Annotated in this window: 15 protein-coding genes; 4 read left to right on the top strand and 11 right to left on the bottom strand. The window is 73.2% G+C overall.

Translation table 11 applies throughout. The features are described 5' to 3' along the window. Nucleotides 1-5 precede the first annotated feature (5 nt). The 4 genes from ACIO1C_RS23905 to ACIO1C_RS23890 form a co-directional block, all read right to left on the bottom strand. On the bottom strand, nucleotides 6-1,487 hold the full coding sequence (locus ACIO1C_RS23905) for an NlpC/P60 family protein (protein ID WP_401866646.1): 1,482 nt from the start codon (nucleotides 1,485-1,487) through the stop codon (nucleotides 6-8). A gap of 151 nt (nucleotides 1,488-1,638) precedes the next feature. Then, entirely contained in the window at nucleotides 1,639-1,923 is a 285-nt protein-coding gene (locus ACIO1C_RS23900; protein ID WP_401866644.1) for a hypothetical protein, read from the bottom strand. 48 nt (nucleotides 1,924-1,971) lie between these two features. Then, nucleotides 1,972-2,949 carry a diiron oxygenase gene (locus ACIO1C_RS23895; RefSeq protein WP_401866642.1) on the bottom strand — a complete coding sequence of 326 codons (978 nt, stop codon included), beginning with the start codon at nucleotides 2,947-2,949 and terminating at the stop codon, nucleotides 1,972-1,974. Nucleotides 2,950-3,058: 109 nt separating this feature from the next. Beyond that, nucleotides 3,059-4,000, bottom strand: a complete 942-nt coding sequence (locus tag ACIO1C_RS23890) for an ornithine cyclodeaminase family protein (RefSeq protein WP_401866640.1) — start codon at nucleotides 3,998-4,000, stop codon at nucleotides 3,059-3,061. 128 nt (nucleotides 4,001-4,128) lie between these two features. On the opposite strand from ACIO1C_RS23890, the gene ACIO1C_RS23885 reads away from it, so the two are divergent. Further along, nucleotides 4,129-5,034 (top strand): ADP-ribosylglycohydrolase family protein, encoded by a 906-nt coding sequence (locus ACIO1C_RS23885; RefSeq protein ID WP_401866638.1) that lies wholly within the window; start codon nucleotides 4,129-4,131, stop codon nucleotides 5,032-5,034. Between the two features lie 29 nt (nucleotides 5,035-5,063). Here the strand turns inward: ACIO1C_RS23885 and ACIO1C_RS23880 are convergent, their stop codons facing one another. The 6 genes from ACIO1C_RS23880 to ACIO1C_RS23855 form a co-directional block, all read right to left on the bottom strand. Continuing rightward, the gene (locus tag ACIO1C_RS23880) at nucleotides 5,064-5,528 is read right to left on the bottom strand and encodes a DUF3291 domain-containing protein (protein WP_401866636.1); all 465 of its coding nucleotides are present in this window, start codon (nucleotides 5,526-5,528) and stop codon (nucleotides 5,064-5,066) included. After that, entirely contained in the window at nucleotides 5,525-6,646 is a 1,122-nt protein-coding gene (locus tag ACIO1C_RS23875) for an amidase family protein (RefSeq protein ID WP_401866634.1), read from the bottom strand. The genes ACIO1C_RS23880 and ACIO1C_RS23875 overlap by 4 nt, the downstream gene beginning before the upstream one ends. Nucleotides 6,647-6,698: 52 nt before the next feature. Further along, nucleotides 6,699-8,735 carry a hypothetical protein gene (locus tag ACIO1C_RS23870; protein ID WP_401866632.1) on the bottom strand — a complete coding sequence of 679 codons (2,037 nt, stop codon included), beginning with the start codon at nucleotides 8,733-8,735 and terminating at the stop codon, nucleotides 6,699-6,701. Between the two features lie 152 nt (nucleotides 8,736-8,887). Further along, nucleotides 8,888-10,360 carry a penicillin-binding transpeptidase domain-containing protein gene (locus ACIO1C_RS23865; RefSeq protein WP_401866630.1) on the bottom strand — a complete coding sequence of 491 codons (1,473 nt, stop codon included), beginning with the start codon at nucleotides 10,358-10,360 and terminating at the stop codon, nucleotides 8,888-8,890. After that, nucleotides 10,360-11,748, bottom strand: a complete 1,389-nt coding sequence (locus tag ACIO1C_RS23860) for an FtsW/RodA/SpoVE family cell cycle protein (RefSeq protein WP_401866628.1) — start codon at nucleotides 11,746-11,748, stop codon at nucleotides 10,360-10,362. Before ACIO1C_RS23860 ends, ACIO1C_RS23865 begins: the two co-directional genes overlap by 1 nt. Nucleotides 11,749-11,851: 103 nt before the next feature. Next, nucleotides 11,852-12,181, bottom strand: coding sequence for a zinc-ribbon domain-containing protein (locus tag ACIO1C_RS23855; RefSeq protein ID WP_401866626.1), 330 nt, complete (start codon nucleotides 12,179-12,181; stop codon nucleotides 11,852-11,854). Between the two features lie 103 nt (nucleotides 12,182-12,284). On the opposite strand from ACIO1C_RS23855, the gene ACIO1C_RS23850 reads away from it, so the two are divergent. Further along, a complete protein-coding gene (locus ACIO1C_RS23850) occupies nucleotides 12,285-13,127 on the top strand; it encodes a nuclease-related domain-containing protein (RefSeq protein WP_401866624.1) in 843 nt (280 codons plus the stop codon). Nucleotides 13,128-13,152: 25 nt separating this feature from the next. Here ACIO1C_RS23850 and ligD read toward each other — a convergent pair whose 3' ends face one another. Then, the gene (gene ligD, locus ACIO1C_RS23845) at nucleotides 13,153-14,046 is read right to left on the bottom strand and encodes a non-homologous end-joining DNA ligase (protein ID WP_401866622.1); all 894 of its coding nucleotides are present in this window, start codon (nucleotides 14,044-14,046) and stop codon (nucleotides 13,153-13,155) included. Between the two features lie 81 nt (nucleotides 14,047-14,127). Here ligD and ACIO1C_RS23840 point away from each other — a divergent pair, with 81 nt between their 5' ends. Beyond that, a complete protein-coding gene (locus ACIO1C_RS23840) occupies nucleotides 14,128-15,099 on the top strand; it encodes a Ku protein (protein ID WP_401866620.1) in 972 nt (323 codons plus the stop codon). A 51-nt stretch (nucleotides 15,100-15,150) separates the two neighbouring features. Then, a complete protein-coding gene (locus ACIO1C_RS23835; protein WP_401866884.1) occupies nucleotides 15,151-15,783 on the top strand; it encodes a response regulator in 633 nt (210 codons plus the stop codon). Nucleotides 15,784-15,801: the final 18 nt, after the last annotated feature.

Here is a 15,801-nt window from a genome sequence, read left to right as displayed (position 1 = left end):
GTCCCTCAGGCGCCCGGGGTGGCGGGGACAGTTCGAGGGGCGTCGTACATGCTCACGTCATTGCCGAGGTCGGAGGAGTCGGAGGAGTCGGAGGAGTTGGGGGAGTCGGAGGAGGCCGCGTCGGCGTCCGGCGGGAGTACGGGTGGCTCGTACGACGTCATGGGGTCGGCGTCCGGGTCCGGGCGTACGGCGCCGAGCAGCGGGTTCGCCGCGATCGGCGAGACCTTGATCCGGGCGCCGGGGCGGGGGGCCTGGATCACCATCCCGTCGCCGAGGTAGATCGCCACGTGGGTGGCCTTGGGGAAGTAGACGACCAGGTCGCCCGGGCGCAGCCGGTCCAGCGGCACGCGGGGGAGGTCGCGCCACTGCTGCTGGCTGGTGCGGGGGACGGCGACCCCGGCGCGCGCCCAGGCCTCGGAGGTCAGTCCGGAGCAGTCGAAGGACCCGGGCCCCTCCGCGCCCCACTCGTACGGCTTCCCGATCTGGTCCACGGCGTACGAGAGCGCGTCGCCGCCTTGCGGGGAGGGGGCGCCGGACCGCGCCGGGCGGTCGGATCCTGTCCGGAGGCCGGCTTCTGCCCGGCCGGCCGGCCCGGCTGATCGCGCCGACCCGACCTGCCTCCCGGCTGATCCCGCCGACCCGCCCTGCCCCTTGGGGCCGCCCTCCGCGCTCGCACCCGGTGGGTCCCCGAGCGCGCCCGACGTGATCAGCTCCCGCTGGGCCTTGTCCGTGGCGGCCTTCTCCAGTGCTGCCAGCGCCGCGATCTGGCCGGGGGTGAGGGAGGCGAGCAGCTTCTCGACCTCGCCGAGCCGGGCCCGTACCGTGTCGTGCTCCTTCTTCTGCCGTGCGGCGAGCACCTGTTGGCGCCGGAGGGCCCAGCGCGCGGCGTCCGCCAGGGCGCTCGCCCGCCGCTCGCCGCCGGTCAGGCGCGTGAGGGTCTCGGCGCGGACGCGGGCGGCGCGTTTCATGAGATGGCCCTCGTCCAGGGCGGACCGGGGGTCGCGGGCGAGGAGGAACCGCGCGTAGCCGGAGAGCCCGGACCGGCCCTGGTACTGCTCACGGGCCAGGCGGCCGGCGTCGTCGCGGCTGAGGGCGAGCGCGGTACGGGCCCGGTCGAGCCCGCTGGTCAGGCGCCGGGCCTCGGCCCGCAGCCGCTCCAGCTCCACCTCGGTGCCGTTGAACGCCTCCCCGGCCTCCTCGGCGTCCTGATAGAGCCGCTGAAGCCTGGCGAGCATCCCCGCGATACCACCGGGGGCGGTCGCGCCGGGGCCGGATGCGCCGGGGACCGTACCTGCGGGGCCGCCCGCGCCCGGGGCCGTACCCGTGGGGCCGCCCGCGTCACCCGGGCCCTCCGGCGCGATCCGGCCCGAGCCGACCGGGGCAGGTTCCGGTTCCGCCGTCGCCGTCGGGGCCAGCGGCACCACCGTGAGGGCCGTGGCGGTGATCAGCGCCGTCGTGCAGAAGGATCGCAGCGTTCTTGCTGACACTCCCTCACCTCCCGTTGCGGGACGGATCGTCCGGTACCCGACGATGATGGGGTGGTGGGGCGGTGCTACTGGTGTGGCTATCGCACCATTGGGCGGTTCGGCGCAAGAACATCACCCTGGGCGGGGAACTCCGGCCACGGTCGGCGCGCCGTCAGCCCGTGCGGTTCGGTTTTGACCAGGGCCAGCGGGGACGGCCGCCCTCGCCGGGGGTGCGGCCCTCGGGGGCGTACACGTACTTCCAGCCCCGCTGGATCCCGAGGCGCTTCGTGTGGCCGGCCGGTTCGCGGCGGTAGGTGAGCACGGTGGGCGGGCCGCCCTCGGCGTCCGGGACCGGGACCTCGTACCACTTGGGTGGGTTGCCCGTCGCTCCGGTCAGGACGGGCAGGACGCGCCCGTCCAGCGGGCCGCCGGCAAAGAGGGTGTCTTCGGTTCTCACCCGCCCATCCTCGCGCAGGCCGGCCCCGCTTCGCGGACACGCCCCCGGTCAGGCCAGGAGGCCCGACGCCTTCCACATCCTGCGGCCCGCGCCGCGCAGCACGCCGATGTCGTCCAGGAAGTCTGTCAGCTTCCGCGCCCCCGACTGCATCACCTCCCGGCGGTGGCCGCTCAGGCGGACCTGGGTGACGGCCTCCCGCCGGTCGAGTCCGACGTGGTCGTACACGCTCGGATTGACGAAGCAGACGGAGAAGACACGCGCGGCCTGGCCGCAGCTGAGGCGGGTGAGTTCCTGCTCCCACTTGGGCGCGGTCACCATCTGCCGCCGCAACTCCTCGCGGGCGTACCGGACATGGCGCGCCTCCTCCACCACATGGATCCGCGTCACGCCCCGGACGAGCGGCTGGACCCGCTCGTCCGGAAACGTCAGCCGCTGCATCCAGTCCAGGATCTCCTCGCCCAGGAGCGTCGCGGCGAAGGAACCCGGCGTGGTGGAGACGGTCTTCAGGACGCGCGCCAGGTTGTGGTAGAGCCTCGGCACCGGGTACGAAGGCGTGCCGCCCTTGTCGATCATCTTCGCGAACATCATCGAGTGCCGGCACTCGTCCGCTATCTCCGTGAGCGCGTAACGGACGTGGTTGCTGGTCACGGGCTTGTCGTAGATGTGCCGGACCAGCAGCTGCATGAGGATGATCTCGAACCAGATGCCGAGCGAGGCGAGCGAGGCGGCCTCGTGCCTGGCCAGGTCCATCCGCTGTCCCTCGGACATCTTCCGCCAGAGCGGGGTGTCGTAGAGGGAGACCAGCTCCGGCGGCCAGAACCACTTGCCGCTCTCGGCCGGCGCGTCCCAGTCCACCTCCTTGTCGGGGTCGAAGGAGTGCTTGGCGGAGGCTTCGAGGAGCCGCGCGGCGACCTGCTCCCGGTCCCTGAGCGGACCGAGCGCGTCACGGAGGATCTCCACGTCCCGCTCGGTGGCGGGAGCGGACGCGGGGGACGGGACGGGCGTCGGAGCAGTGGCTCGGGGCATGGGTGGGAACACCTCATCGCTGGGTTACCGGCGGTCACCCTTTATGAGACTACCTGTCAGTAGGGGCGTCAATCCCTCTGTGAGATCGGTTCCGGGCCGAGTTGGGGCGTCAGGTCGCCTCCGGCGGGAGCAGCGCCGCTGCCAGCGCCACCTCCGTGCCCGCCAGTCCTACCGAGCAGAACACCGTGATCTGTTCGGGAGCGGTACGGCACGGCGTCGCGCCCGCCAGTACGGCCCCCAGCTCCCCCATGCGCTCGGGCGCGAAGAGGTGGGGTTCGGGGTAACCGGCCGCCTGGGCGCGGGAGTCGGTGAAGGCCACGTCGGCCCGGGACGGCAGTGCGGCGGGGACCTCGTGGCCGGCGGCGGTCTTGGGGCCGAGCGTGCTGACGTGTGTCCCCGGTGCGATCCAGTCCATGTCCAGGACCGGGGTGGTGCTGTCGGTGGCCACGATCACCACGTCCCGTTCGCGTACGGCGTCCTCCACCGAGCCCACCGCCCTGACGCGGACGCCCAGTTCGTCCGCCGCCCGGCGCGCGAAGGCGGCGGTGCGCTCCGCGCTGCGGGCCGCCACAACGACATCCTCCAGCCGTCGGACCGCGCCGAGCGCCCAGAGCTGCGTCCACGCCTGCCGGCCCGCCCCGACGATCCCCAGGCGGACGGGCCCCGGGTTGGCCGCCACGTCCACCGCGACCGCCCCGATGGCGCCGGTCCGCCGGGGCCCCAGCTCCGAACCGTGCACCAGCGCCTTCAACCGGCCGTCGGCGCTGTCCCACACGGCCACCAGCTGCTCGGCGCCGACGACGGTGTCGTACGCGCGGAAGCCGTACAGCCCTCGCGTACTCGTGCGGAGGTGTCCTGCCGTGATGACCAGGGCGGATCCGTCGCCGAGGACGGCGTTCAGGCGCGGGGGAGCGTGCAGGGCGCCGGTGTGGTGGGCGAGGAGAGCGGCCCGTACGGCACCGACGGCCGTGGCCGCGTCGAGGGCGCGTACGTCATCGTCGTCGAAGAGGAGCGGGGACACGGGAAGCGGGGACACGGGAAGCGGGGACACGGAAGGGGCACGCACCTTTCACCGCCGGGCACCAGGGGCAGGCACTACCGATCGCTGTTGATCAGCATGGCACGGGCCGCTGGCACAACGGATGTACGCCCGGACCGGGAACGCGGGACGATGGGCGCATGACCATCCCGACCGCTCGTGAAGAAGGCGCCGACCGCGCGGCCGCCCGTCGCAGCCTCGAAGGGCTCGCACTGGGCGACGCGTTCGGCGAACGCTGGTTCCCGCTCTTCCGCGACCCCGACCAGGCGTTCAAGGACATCCAGGCCCGGCGCACCCCGCCGGAAGCGGAGTGGCACTGGACGGACGACACGGCGCTCGCCCTCGCCGTCCACCAGGTGCTCGGGGAGTACGGAACCGTCGACCAGGACCGTCTCGCGGCCTGCTTCGCCCTCACCTTCGACGCCGATCCGGCCCGGGGGTACGGACACGGCATGCACGTCCTGCTCCCCGCCCTCCTCACCGAACCGGAGCGCTGGCGCGCACTCGCCCCCGAGCTGTTCGAGGGCGGCAGCCTCGGCAACGGCGCGGCGATGCGGGTGGCGCCACTCGGCGCCTGGTTCGCCGCCGACCTGGCGCGCGTGTCCGAACAGGCCGTGCTGTCCGCCGAGGTGACGCACGCCCACCCGCAGGGCATCGCGGGCGCGGTGGCGGTCGCCGTGGCGGCGGCGCTCTCGGTACGGGGAGAGCTGTCCGTGGCGGCGGTGGCGGAGGCCACTCCCGAGGGGGTGGTACGGGACGGCCTGGCGCGCGCCGCCGAGCTGCCGTTCACCACCGCTCCCTGGAAGGCCGCCGACGTCCTCGGCAACGGGCAGCGCATCCGGGCCGACGACACCGTCCCGTTCGCGGTCTGGACGGCGGCCCGCCACCCCGACGACCTGACGGCCGCGCTGTGGTCGACGGCGGAGGGGTTCGGGGACGTGGACACGACGTGCGCCATCGCGGGCGGGATCGTGGGGGCGCGGACGGGGGTGTCCGGGGTTCCGGGGGAGTGGCTGGAGAGGCGGGAGGGGTTGCCGTTGCCGTAATCGCACCTCACGTGCCGACCCCGCCGCTCTCAGACCTGGTCGTCCCCGCCCGGCGGCGGGAAGCTCTCCCTCAGCGTGAACGTGTACGCGGCCGGCCCGTTCTCCCGCAGGTGGCGCAGATGCCGTTCCGCCTCCGCCACCGTCGGGCGGTGGCCCGCCGGCACCCACCACAGGGCCGTCATGGCCTCCTCCACCCGCTCGAACCACTCTCTGCGCCGGGTGAGCAGTTCGCGGTGCTGCCCCTCGTACATGAAGGCTTTCAGGGCGTCCTGGTCCCGCCACACCGACAGGTTCACGATCAGCCACTCGTCGCCGAAGACGGGGACGTCCGTGGCATTGCCGCTGTCGCTCCGCAACCGCCACACAAAGCCGTCGGACTGGTCGGCCACGGCGTTCACCGGGTCCAGGGCGTCCACGAAGTCCTTCAACTCAACGGAATCCAAGGGGTACTTGAGTCGGGCTATGTTCACCTGGGCAAGCTCGTACGCGGTCATGGCCGCACCCTAATCGCGACCTTCTCCGCCGCGACGGCCATTTCCACCAGCCGGACATCGGCTCCCCGCCGCGCCACCAGTTGCAGCCCGACGGGACAGCCGTCGGCGGTGAAGCCGGCCGGGATGCTCGCCGCGGGATGGCCGCTCAGATTGAACGCCCAGGTCAGCGCGGTGGAGTAGACCTCGCCTGGGCCCTCGTGCCCATGCGGCCTGTTGGGGGTGACCGGGGTCAGCAGCAGCTCCGTCCCGGCGAAGAGGCGGTCGAGCCGCCGGTCGTTCTCGGCCCGCACGCCCGTCGTGTCGCCCGGGTCCCGTACGCCCTCCGCATCGCCCGCGTCCCCTGTGCCCGCTGCCCCGCCCCGTACCTCCCGCCACGCGTCACGTGGGTCCAGCAGCGTGAACGGCGTCCGCCGGCGCGGCAGTTGTACGACTCCGGCCGCCACCAGCCGGTCCACCGCCGCCCATACGACCGCCGCCACCCCGGGATCCGTCCGGGCGAAGCCCAAGTCCGCCGAGAAGACGGCGGGCAGGGGCAGCGGGAGCGGCGGGGGGATCCGTACCTCCGCCGGTGTGCCCAGCACAAAGTCCAGATACGTCCGCGCCTCCGCCGCCGACCGGGTCAGCACCCCGGCCGACGCCAGCCCCGTCCGGTCGGGCGACGGCAGCAGGCCGTTGGTGGTCTTGAGGCCGAACACCCCGCACCAGGCCGCCGGGATCCGTACCGACCCCGCTCCGTCGCTGCCCGTCGCCAGCGGCACCATGCCCGCCGCGACCGCCACCGCCGAACCGGCCGAGGACCCGCCGGGGGTGCGGTCGGCGCGGTAGGGGTTGACCGTACGGCCGTGTCGGCCCTGCCCCCAGGTCTGCCAGTACGTACCGGGGCCCGGCACGGCCGTCGACCCGACCGGCACGGCACCGGCCGCGATCAGCCGTTCCGCCGCGTACGAACGGATTCCCGTCGGGCCCTTCACGGCGAACGGCATTCCTGCGAGGGGCAGTTGGCGGTCCACCGTCCGCGCCCGCTCGCGGGCCTCCTCGCCCCACACCTCGACAAACGCGCACAGCCCGGGGTCCAGCCGCCCGATCCGCGCCAGCGCCTCCTCGACCCGTTCGGTCACCGGCCCCCCGCCCCCTCGATGCGCCCGCCCGGCCCGCGGCCCGCCCAGCCCGTCACGTGCGGCGCCGGAAGAGACCGCGCAGCGTCGGCCTCCGTACCGCCTTCGCGCCCGCCTTCCCGTCCGCGCCTGCTTTCCCGTCCGCGCCCGCACCCGCTGCCACACCCGCGCCCGCCACCGCGCCCGGAGCCGCGCTCGCCCCGCCCCCCGCCAGCAACTCCTTCCCCCGCGCCGCCACTTCCTCCTCGTCCGGCTCCTCCTCGTCCTCCCGCCGGATCGACTCCAACAGATCGGCCGCGAGCCCGGTGAAGGCCGGGTCCAGCCACGCGCACGCCAGGACGAAGTGGCACAGCGAGCCCAGGATCTCCACCGGCCGGGTGCGGAACGCCTCCGCCGCGTCCAGCATCCGTTCCACCAGCCGGCGCCCGATGTCCTCGCGGGTCGCCGGATCGCTCCAGGCGATCGCCAGCAGCGCGAAGCCGGCCGCCTCGGTCACCCAGTCCTCCGGCCCGTCCAGCAGGTCCAGCAGGATCCCGCGCCGCACCGACCCCTCCCACGGCTCGTCGGTGCCGTGGTGCGCGATGCCGAGGCAGGCGAACGCCTGCACGCTCCGTATCCACAGCTCCGGCAGGTGCTCCGTGAGGAACCGCCCCTGCTCGTCCTCGCGCGGCAGCGGCGGACGGACCAGGACGCCGAGCAGGTCGGCGGGGGCGATCGCCGCCAGTTCCACGGCGTGGTCGTACGCGGCGGGCAGGTGCGGCCAGCGCAGCTCCGCCACCGCCCTGACCGCCTCCGCGACGGCGGCGGGCGGCTCGGGCACGGCCGCCTCGGCGACCAGGCCCTCGTACCGCCACACCGCCGTGGCCACCTCGCGCCGCGCCGGGCGCGGATCGGGATCCGGTACGGCCCCGAAGCGCACCTCGCCCTTGGGGAAGGCCCGTTGGAGGGTCAGTACGGCGCTGGGCGCCTCGATCACGGACGTGTTCAGCCGAAGGGCACTGTCCCGGTGGGCGGGGTCCCCGCCCTCCGCCGCCCGCTCCAGGAACTGGTGCAACACGTTGACCGTGGCCTCCCGCGCCCCCGTCACCCCCGACAGCCAGGGCAGATCCTCGCTGTGGCGCTGGAGGACCGTGTGCGCGTACGCGTGCTCGGGGTGGTCCCGCAGATGGTCGGCCAGCGCCAGCAGATGCGTACGGCCCCCGTCCACGGCGAAGCGCACCCCGTGGATCGCCGGGGCGGCCTGCGGATGGGCCGGATCGACCGCCAGCGCACGCTCCAGCCAGGGCAGGCCCGACTCCGGGCGCCCCGACATCGCGTACAACTCGGCCACGTCCACGTACAGGGACAGGTCCGAGGGGTCGCGTGCCAGCTCCGCCTCCCAGCAGGCCAGGGCCTCGTCCACGCGCCCGGCGGCGCGCAGCGCGTAGCCGAGCATCACCGCCGGGGTGTGGCCCGGGTCGAGCCGCTGCGCGTGGCCGGCCCAGGCGATCGCCTGGTCGTACGCGGCGAAGCGCCGGGCCAGGCCCGAGGCCATGGTCAGCAGGAGGGTGTGGTCCGGGTGCAGGGCGAGCGAGGCGCGCGCGAGATCCAGGAAGGGCCGCAGGGGCGCGGCCAGTTCGGGCGGCAGCGGGTCGGGTATGCCTCCGCCGACGATGCGGGCGATGACGCTCGCGAGGTTCTGCGGCGAGACCAGCCCGGCGAGATCCGGCCGGGCGACCCAGGCGACCCCGGCCCAGGGGCGGTCCGGCTGTTCCCGTACCACCGCCGCCAGGGTGGAGAGGGCCTCGTCCCAGCGGCCGGCGGCGGCGAGCAGATGCGCGTGGCACGCCACCGAGCCGATGTAGGGGCGCTCGTCCGAGAACAGGTCCAGCGCCGCCTCCGCCCCGCCCGCGCGCCCGGCGAACTCCGTCAACGCCTCGTGCGCCTCGGGGAGTTGTGGCGCCTCCGCGAGGGCGTTGCCGAGGTGGGTGGCGGCGTGCGGCAGGTCACCCCCGTCCATCGCCAGGCGGGCCAGGGCGATTTCGCCCTCGGCGTTGAGTTTCTCCTCGCCGTCCACAGAACAGTGGTGCAGGTCTTCCAGTTCGTCGGCCATGAAGGCCCCCCTTGCCGCGCGGCCCCACCGTGCCGTACCGGTGCGGCACGCGGGAATGCGCAGACCCTAGCGGAGCCGTGTGGCGCGGCAGGTGCCGGGGAATGCCGGAGGCCCCCGCCTCGCTCGTCCAGGCCCCGCTCGTCCAGGCCTTACTACTCCAGGCCTTGCTCCTCCGCCAGCGCCGCCTCCATCACCGCCCGCGCGATCGGCGCCGCGTCGCCGCCGCCGCTGATGTCCGAGCGGTCCGCCTCCGCGTCCTCGACCACCACCGCCACCGCGACCGCCGGCTCTCCCGCGTCGTCGGCCCGGGCCCAGGCGATGAACCAGGCGTACGGGACACCGGCGTTGCCGATGCCGTGCTGCGCCGTGCCCGTCTTCCCGCCGACCGTGGCGCCGTCGATGCCCGCGTTCGTTCCCGTGCCCTCCTCGACGACGTCGACCATCAACCGCCGTACCTGCCGGGCCGTGGAGCGGTCCATCACCTGCCGGTAGGTCCGCTCGCCGGTGCGGGAGACGGTTTTGCCGTGGGCGGACGTCGTCCGGTCGACCAGGTAAGGGCGCCTGAGCTCACCGCCGTTGGCGACCGCCGAGGCCACCATCGCCATCTGGAGCGGGGTCGCCCTGGTGTCGAACTGCCCGATCGAGGACAGCGCCAGCTGATCGTCCGTCATGTCGGTGTCGAAGTTGGACGCGGCGACCCCGGACGGGATCCGGATCCCGGTGTCGTTGAAGCCGAACTTCTCCACCGTGCCGAGCATGCGGTCCATCCCGACCTTCACCCCGAGCCCCGCCATCACCGAGTTGCAGGAGAAGGCGATTGCGAAGGCCAGCGAGGCCCGGTCGCACCCCTCCACCTCGTTGGGCAGCGTGGTGGTCGTGCCCGGCAGGACGTACGGGTCGGGTACGGAGGTCGGCGCGTCGACGTCCGAGACCACCCCCGAGTCCAGCGCCGCCGCAGCGGTCACGATCTTGAAGGCGGAGCCCGGCGGATAGGTCTGCCGGATCGCCCGGTTGAGCATCGGCTGGGCCTCCGCGCCGGTCAGCGCGGTCCACGCCTCCGTCACGGCGGGACCGGTGCCCGACAGCTGTGCCGGGCTGTACGACGGGCTGCTGACCAGCGCCAGGATGCGGCCGCTCGCGGGCTGGATCGCCGCGACCGCGCCCCGCCGCCCGGCCAGCCCGTCGAACGCGGCCCGCTGCATCGACGCCCGCACGGTCGTGACGACCCGGCCGCCGGGCTGGCGGCCGCGTGTGACGTCGTTCCAGAAGGGCAGGGGCGCCAGCAGCGGGTTCGTACCGGTGAGGATGTTGTCCTCGGCGTTCTCCAGCAGGGTCGTGCCGTACGTCTGGGAGGCGTAGCCCGTGACGGGCGCGTACAGGGGGCCGTCCCTGTACGTGCGCTCGAAGCGCAGTTGCTCGCCGGTGTCCTTGGAGCCCGTGACCGTCCTGCCGTCGACGAGGATGTCGCCGCGCCGCTGCTCGAAACGGGCCACGGTCTGGCGGCGGTTGGCGGGGTTGTTGTCGAGCGTGTCGGCCTCGATGACCTGGATCCGGCCCGCGTTGACGAACAGGGCGACCAGCAGGAGCAGGCAGAAGACGGTGGTGTGGCGAATCTGACGGATCATCAGCGTGCCTCCGTCCCCTCGGCCACCGGGACCACGATGTCCGGCTCCACCGGTTCGGGGCGCGGGGCGCGGGCCGAGTCGCTGACCCGGATCAGCAGGGCCACGATGATCCAGTTGGTGACGACCGAAGAGCCGCCCTGCGCGAGGAAGGGCATCGCCATGCCGGTCAGCGGGATCAGCCCCATCACACCGCCCGCGATCACGAAGACCTGGAGGGCGAGGATGGAGGAGAGCCCGACGGCCAGGAGCTGTCCGAAGGGGTGGGGCAGGGCGAGGCCGGCGCGGTAGCCGCGGCCGACGAGCAGCGCGTACAGCAGGAAGATCGCGGTCAGTCCGACCAGGCCCAGTTCCTCGCCGGCGGTGGCCAGGATGAAGTCGGACTTGGCGGCGAAGCCGATCAGGACGGACTCCCCGAGGCCGAGTCCCGTGCCGAACATCCCGCCGGCGGCGAACGCGAAGAGGGACTGCGCGAGCTGGCCCGGCCCCTGGCCCGCGTCGATGGACGCGAACGGGGAGAGCCAGTCCTCCACCCGGCCGTGGACGTGTGGTTCGTACGACCCGACCACGAAGGCCCCGACCCCCGCGAGCAGCAGGCCGACCGCGATCCAGCCGATCCGCCCCGTCGCCACGTACAGCAGGATCACGAAGAGCCCGAAGAAGAGGAGCGAGGTGCCGAGGTCCCGTTCGAGGACCAGGACGATGACGCTGAGGAGCCAGATCGCGACGATCGGCCCGAGCACCCGGCCGGTGGGCAGCTGGAGCTTCCACCAGAGGCGGCGGCCGGTGTAGGCGAGGGCGTTGCGGTTCGCGGCGAGGTACGAGGCGAAGAAGACCGCGAGCAGGATCTTGGCGAACTCCCCGGGCTGGAAGGAGAGTCCGCCGATCCTGATCCAGATCTTGGCCCCGTTCACGGCCGGGAAGAAGATCGGCACGATCAGCAGGACGAGCGCGGCGGCGACGCAGAGGTAGGCGTACCGCTGGAGGACGCGCGCCTCGCGCAGGAACAGGACGGCCGCGATGAACAGCGCGACGCCGAGCGTGGACCAGACCAGCTGGGCGGGCGCGGCCCGGTCGTGCGGGGTCTCCAGGTCGAGCCGGTAGATGAGCACCAGGCCGAGGCCGTTGAGGAGGACCGCGATGGGGAGCAGGAGCGGGTCCGCGTAGGGGGCGCGGAGGCGGACGGCGAGGTGCGCGAGGAGCGCGAGCAGGCCGAGGCCGGCGCCGTAGCGGGCCGCGTCGGGGGGTACGGCGTCGCTCCTGCCGAGCCCGACGCCGATGTATCCGAAGACGGAGATGAGGACGGCGCAGACGAGGAGGGAGAGTTCGACACCCCGGCGCTTGGGGAGGCGTGGCTCGGGCGGGGGCGGATCCGCCCTCGTTGCGGTCATGCTCCGCAACGTAGCAAGGAGGCGCGGCTTATGCCCGCTTATGTCACGGCGCGAGGCATGTCGAACTCACGTCAGGGGGTGCCGGTGTGTCCGGGTGCGGGTCCTAGTGCTGGTACGGGTTCTGCTGGCCCTGGCCCTGGCCGCCGCCGCCCTGTCCGTACGCCTGGCCCCCGCCCTGCCCGTACCCCGGCCCGGGTGCCGCGCTCTGCGCCAGCAGCTGGTCCGCCTGCTCCTTCTGCAACCGCTGCTCGGCGCCGCAGAACGTGCACTGCGTCTGGTACTTCGTGGAGAAGGGGAACAGCGGCACGAAGAAGAGCGTGAACTTGGTGACACGCTTGCGGAGGGTGTGCGCCGAAGGGTTGCCGCAACTGCCGCACACCAGCGTCAATATGGCCAGTTGATAGAGATAGCCCTTGGTACCAAAAATGATCATGGGTGGGATTCCTTCCGGGGGACACGTGTCTGGGGAGAGTGTGCCGTACGGAGGCGACGCGTCCGGGGGCATTTCCGTCCGCCGACGTGGGGAGTGATGAGGAATGACCCGATTACGTGTCGCCCCGGCGCTCCGGCACAGCCAGGACCGGCTGTACGTGACGCTGCCGGACGGTACGGGCGTGGCCTGGTACGACAGGGGCGCCGGACGCGTCAGCCTCCTGCCGGGGGCGGGGCGCGAGGAGGTGCTGGCCGCGCTCGCGCCGTACCTGAGCGGTGAGGTGACCGTGGGGCCCCCGCCCGTGCCGACCCCCGCCGAGCTGGACCGGCTGGCGCTCCACCCCGACGACGACCTGGCGCCCAACCGGCCGGGGGAGGAGCTGCACGCCGCGCTGGACGGGCTGCCGTCACCGGGGCGGGCGGGGCCGCGGCGGGATCCGCGCCACGGCGAGCTGCTGGCGCGGCAGGTGGTGGGGGACCGGCTGGACGGACTCGACCGGTCGGCGGGCGTGGGTGTGCGGGTCCGGGTGCTCCACTCCGTACCCCTGCCGGGGGCGGATCCGGCCGTCCGGATCGACCATCTGCTGATCGGCCCGGCCGGTGTCCTGGCGATCCGTACGCTGCCTGCCCGCAACCGGCGGATCCGCGTCGCCGACCCGATGGTCCGTACGGGCTTCTCGGCGCCCGTGCCCCTGCTCGGCCACCTCCGCGAGGCGGCGGAACGGGCCTCGGGGGCGCTGGCGACGGCGGTGCGGCCGGTGCTCGTGGTGGTGGGGGCGTCCCGGCTGGAGGTCGCTCCGCCGCCGTTGGACGTACGGATCGTGCGCGACACGGAGGTGGCGGCGCCGGCGGACGCGGAGGGCGTCCTGAAACCGGCCGACGTCGAGTCCCTGTACGCGACGGCGCGGGACCGGAGGGCCTGGTCGGGGGGCCGGCGGGGGCGCTGAGGTCCCGCGAGCCACACGCCGCCGCTCAGAATCCCGGAGGCAGCCGCCCCGCCCGCCCGGTGTCCAGGAGCGGGGCGAGGATGTCCCCGTACCGCTCCAGCCGTCCCGCCAGATCGTCCAGCCGGAGCACCAGCTGCTCCGCGTCCGTGCAGCGCTCGACCTCCTCCCAGGTCAGCGGGGTGGAGACGGTCGGTTCCCGCCGCGCCCGGAGGGTGTAGGGGACGGCGGTCGTCTTCGCGGCGTTGTTCTGGCTGTGGTCGACGAAGACCTTCCCCGGCCGCAGGGAGCGGTTCATGCGGTGCAGCGCCAGCCCGGGCCGGGCGCTCTCCGCCTCGACCGCCAGGCGTTTCGCGTACGCCGACACCTCCTCGGAGTCCGTGGGCTCCAGCGCCACCAGCAGGTGCAGCCCCTTGGAGCCGGAGGTCTTCGCGTACGCCGTGAGCCCGTCCGCCGCCAGCCGCTCCCGCAGCCACAGCGCCACCGCGCAGCACTCGACGGCCGTCGCGGGCGCCCCGGGGTCCAGGTCGAACACCAGCCGGTCGGCGCGGCGCGGTGCCTCGACCCGCCACTGGGGGGTGTGGAACTCCACCACCAGGTTCGCCGCCCACATCAGCGTGGGCAGGTCCGCGACCACCACCTGGCGGCCGACCTGCGCGGTCGAGCGGGGCACGTCGGCGATCCGCACCCAGGCGGGCGTACCGGGCGGCGGATTTTTGGTGAAGAAGCGCTGGCCGTCCGGGCCGTCCGGATAGCGCAGGAAGGAGACGGGCCGGTGCGCCAGATGGGCCAGCAGGGGGGCCGCCGTCCGGGCGTAGTAGTGCAGGACCTCGCCCTTGGTGGTGCCGGTGGCGGCGTACAGCACCTTGTCGAGGTTGCTCAGGCTCAGGCGCCGCCCCTCCACTTCTGTGATCGGCGTCATACGATGAGAATCCCACAGGTTCCTCGCATTCCGGTGAATTCAGAACATTCGGGTTCAGGCGCACGAAAGGGAGGGATCGACGTGCGATCCATCTGGAACGGCGCGATCTCCTTCGGGCTGGTCAGCATCCCGATCAAGCTGGTGAACGCCACCGAGAACCACTCCATCTCCTTCCGCCAGATCCACAAGGAGGACGGCGGGCGCATCCGCTACCGGAAGGTGTGCGAGCTGGAGGAGCGGGAGGTGTCGTCGGCGGAGATCGGCAAGGCGTACGAGGACTCCGACGGGTCCATGATCCCGATCACGGACGAGGACCTGGCGTCGCTGCCCCTGCCGACGGCGAAGACGATCGAGATCGTGGCGTTTGTGCCGGCGGCCTCGATCGACCCGCTCCAGATGGACGCGTCGTACTACCTCTCGGCGAACGGGGTGCCGGCCGCGAAGCCGTACACACTGCTGCGGGAGGCGCTCAAGCGCAGCGAGAAGGTCGCCATCGCGAAGTACGCGCTGCGCGGGCGCGAGCGCCTCGGCATGCTGCGGGTGGTCGACGACGTGATCGCGATGCACGGCCTGCTCTGGCCGGACGAGATCCGCGCCCCCGAGGGGGTCGCGCCGGAGGCCCCGGTCTCGGTACGGGACGCCGAACTCGACCTGGCCGACGCCCTGATGGACACCCTCGGCTCGGTCGACCTGAAGACCCTGCACGACGACTACCGGGAGGCGGTCGAGGAGCTGATCGCCGCCAAGGCGTCGGGCGGGGCGGTGGCCGAGAAGGGGCCCGCCGAGCGTGGCGGCGGCAAGGTGCTCGACCTCATGTCGGCGCTGGAGAGCAGCGTACGGGCGGCGAAGGAGTCGCGGGGCGACGAGGAGGCGCAGGTCACCCAGCTCCCTCGGCGGAAGCAGGCGGCCAAGAAGGCGGCGGCGAAGAAGACGCAGCCGGCGAAGAAGTCCACGGCGAAGAAGGCGGCGACGGCCAAGAAGACCGCGGGAACGAAGAAGACCACCGAGACGAAGAAGACGTCTCCGGCACGGAACAGGCGGTCCTCGGCCTGATGACAGACTGCGCGCGTGACCGGAACCCCTACCGCCCAGACCCTCCGCATCATCCTGGCGGAGGACAGCGTGCTGCTCAGAGAAGGCCTGACCGCCCTGCTGGACCGCTTCGGCCACCAGGTCGTGGCGGCGGTCGGCGACGCGGACGCCCTGACGGCGGCGGTTGCCCGGCACACCCCCGACCTCGTGGTCACGGACGTACGGATGCCACCGGGCTTCCAGGACGAGGGACTGCACGCGGCCGTGGCACTCCGTGAGAGCCACCCGTCCCTCCCGGTCCTGGTCCTCAGCCAGTACGTCCAGCGCACCTACGCCGCCGACCTCCTCGACTCCGGTGACGGCACGGGCGTCGGCTACCTCCTCAAGGACCGGGTCGGCCAGGTCGAGGACTTCGAGGCGGCACTCCGGGCGGTGGCCGCCGGCGGCACGGTCGTGGACCCCGAGGTCGTACGCCAACTGCTGCGCCGTCGCCGCGATCCCCTGGAACGCCTGACCCCCCGCGAGCGGGAGGTGCTCGCCCTGATCGCGGAGGGCAGGTCCAACGCGTCGGTCGCCCGCCAACTCGTCGTCTCCGAGGCCGCCGTGGGCAAACACATCGGCAACATCCTCGCGAAACTGGACCTCCCCCCGGCGCACGACACCCACCGCCGGGTCCTGGCGGTCCTCACGTACCTCCGCGCCTGACACGGCCCCCGACCGCCG

Origin of the sequence: Streptomyces sp. NPDC087420, from assembly GCF_044744165.1 — a bacterium.
In the GTDB taxonomy this organism is placed as follows: Bacteria; Actinomycetota; Actinomycetes; order Streptomycetales; family Streptomycetaceae; genus Streptomyces.
The sequence above is the reverse complement of the archived record's forward strand: the minus strand, read 5'-3'. Positions and strand labels throughout refer to the sequence as shown.

Coding starts and splice junctions, on each gene's coding strand:
- ACIO1C_RS23895 (WP_401866642.1), bottom strand. CDS start 2,949: ATGCCCCGAGCCACTGCTCCGACGCCCGTCCCGTCCCCCGCGTCCGCT.
- ACIO1C_RS23885 (WP_401866638.1), top strand. CDS start 4,129: ATGACCATCCCGACCGCTCGTGAAGAAGGCGCCGACCGCGCGGCCGCC.
- ACIO1C_RS23880 (WP_401866636.1), bottom strand. CDS start 5,528: ATGACCGCGTACGAGCTTGCCCAGGTGAACATAGCCCGACTCAAGTAC.
- ACIO1C_RS23870 (WP_401866632.1), bottom strand. CDS start 8,735: ATGGCCGACGAACTGGAAGACCTGCACCACTGTTCTGTGGACGGCGAG.
- ACIO1C_RS23865 (WP_401866630.1), bottom strand. CDS start 10,360: ATGATCCGTCAGATTCGCCACACCACCGTCTTCTGCCTGCTCCTGCTG.
- ACIO1C_RS23860 (WP_401866628.1), bottom strand. CDS start 11,748: ATGACCGCAACGAGGGCGGATCCGCCCCCGCCCGAGCCACGCCTCCCC.
- ACIO1C_RS23855 (WP_401866626.1), bottom strand. CDS start 12,181: ATGATCATTTTTGGTACCAAGGGCTATCTCTATCAACTGGCCATATTG.
- ACIO1C_RS23850 (WP_401866624.1), top strand. CDS start 12,285: ATGACCCGATTACGTGTCGCCCCGGCGCTCCGGCACAGCCAGGACCGG.
- ligD (WP_401866622.1), bottom strand. CDS start 14,046: ATGACGCCGATCACAGAAGTGGAGGGGCGGCGCCTGAGCCTGAGCAAC.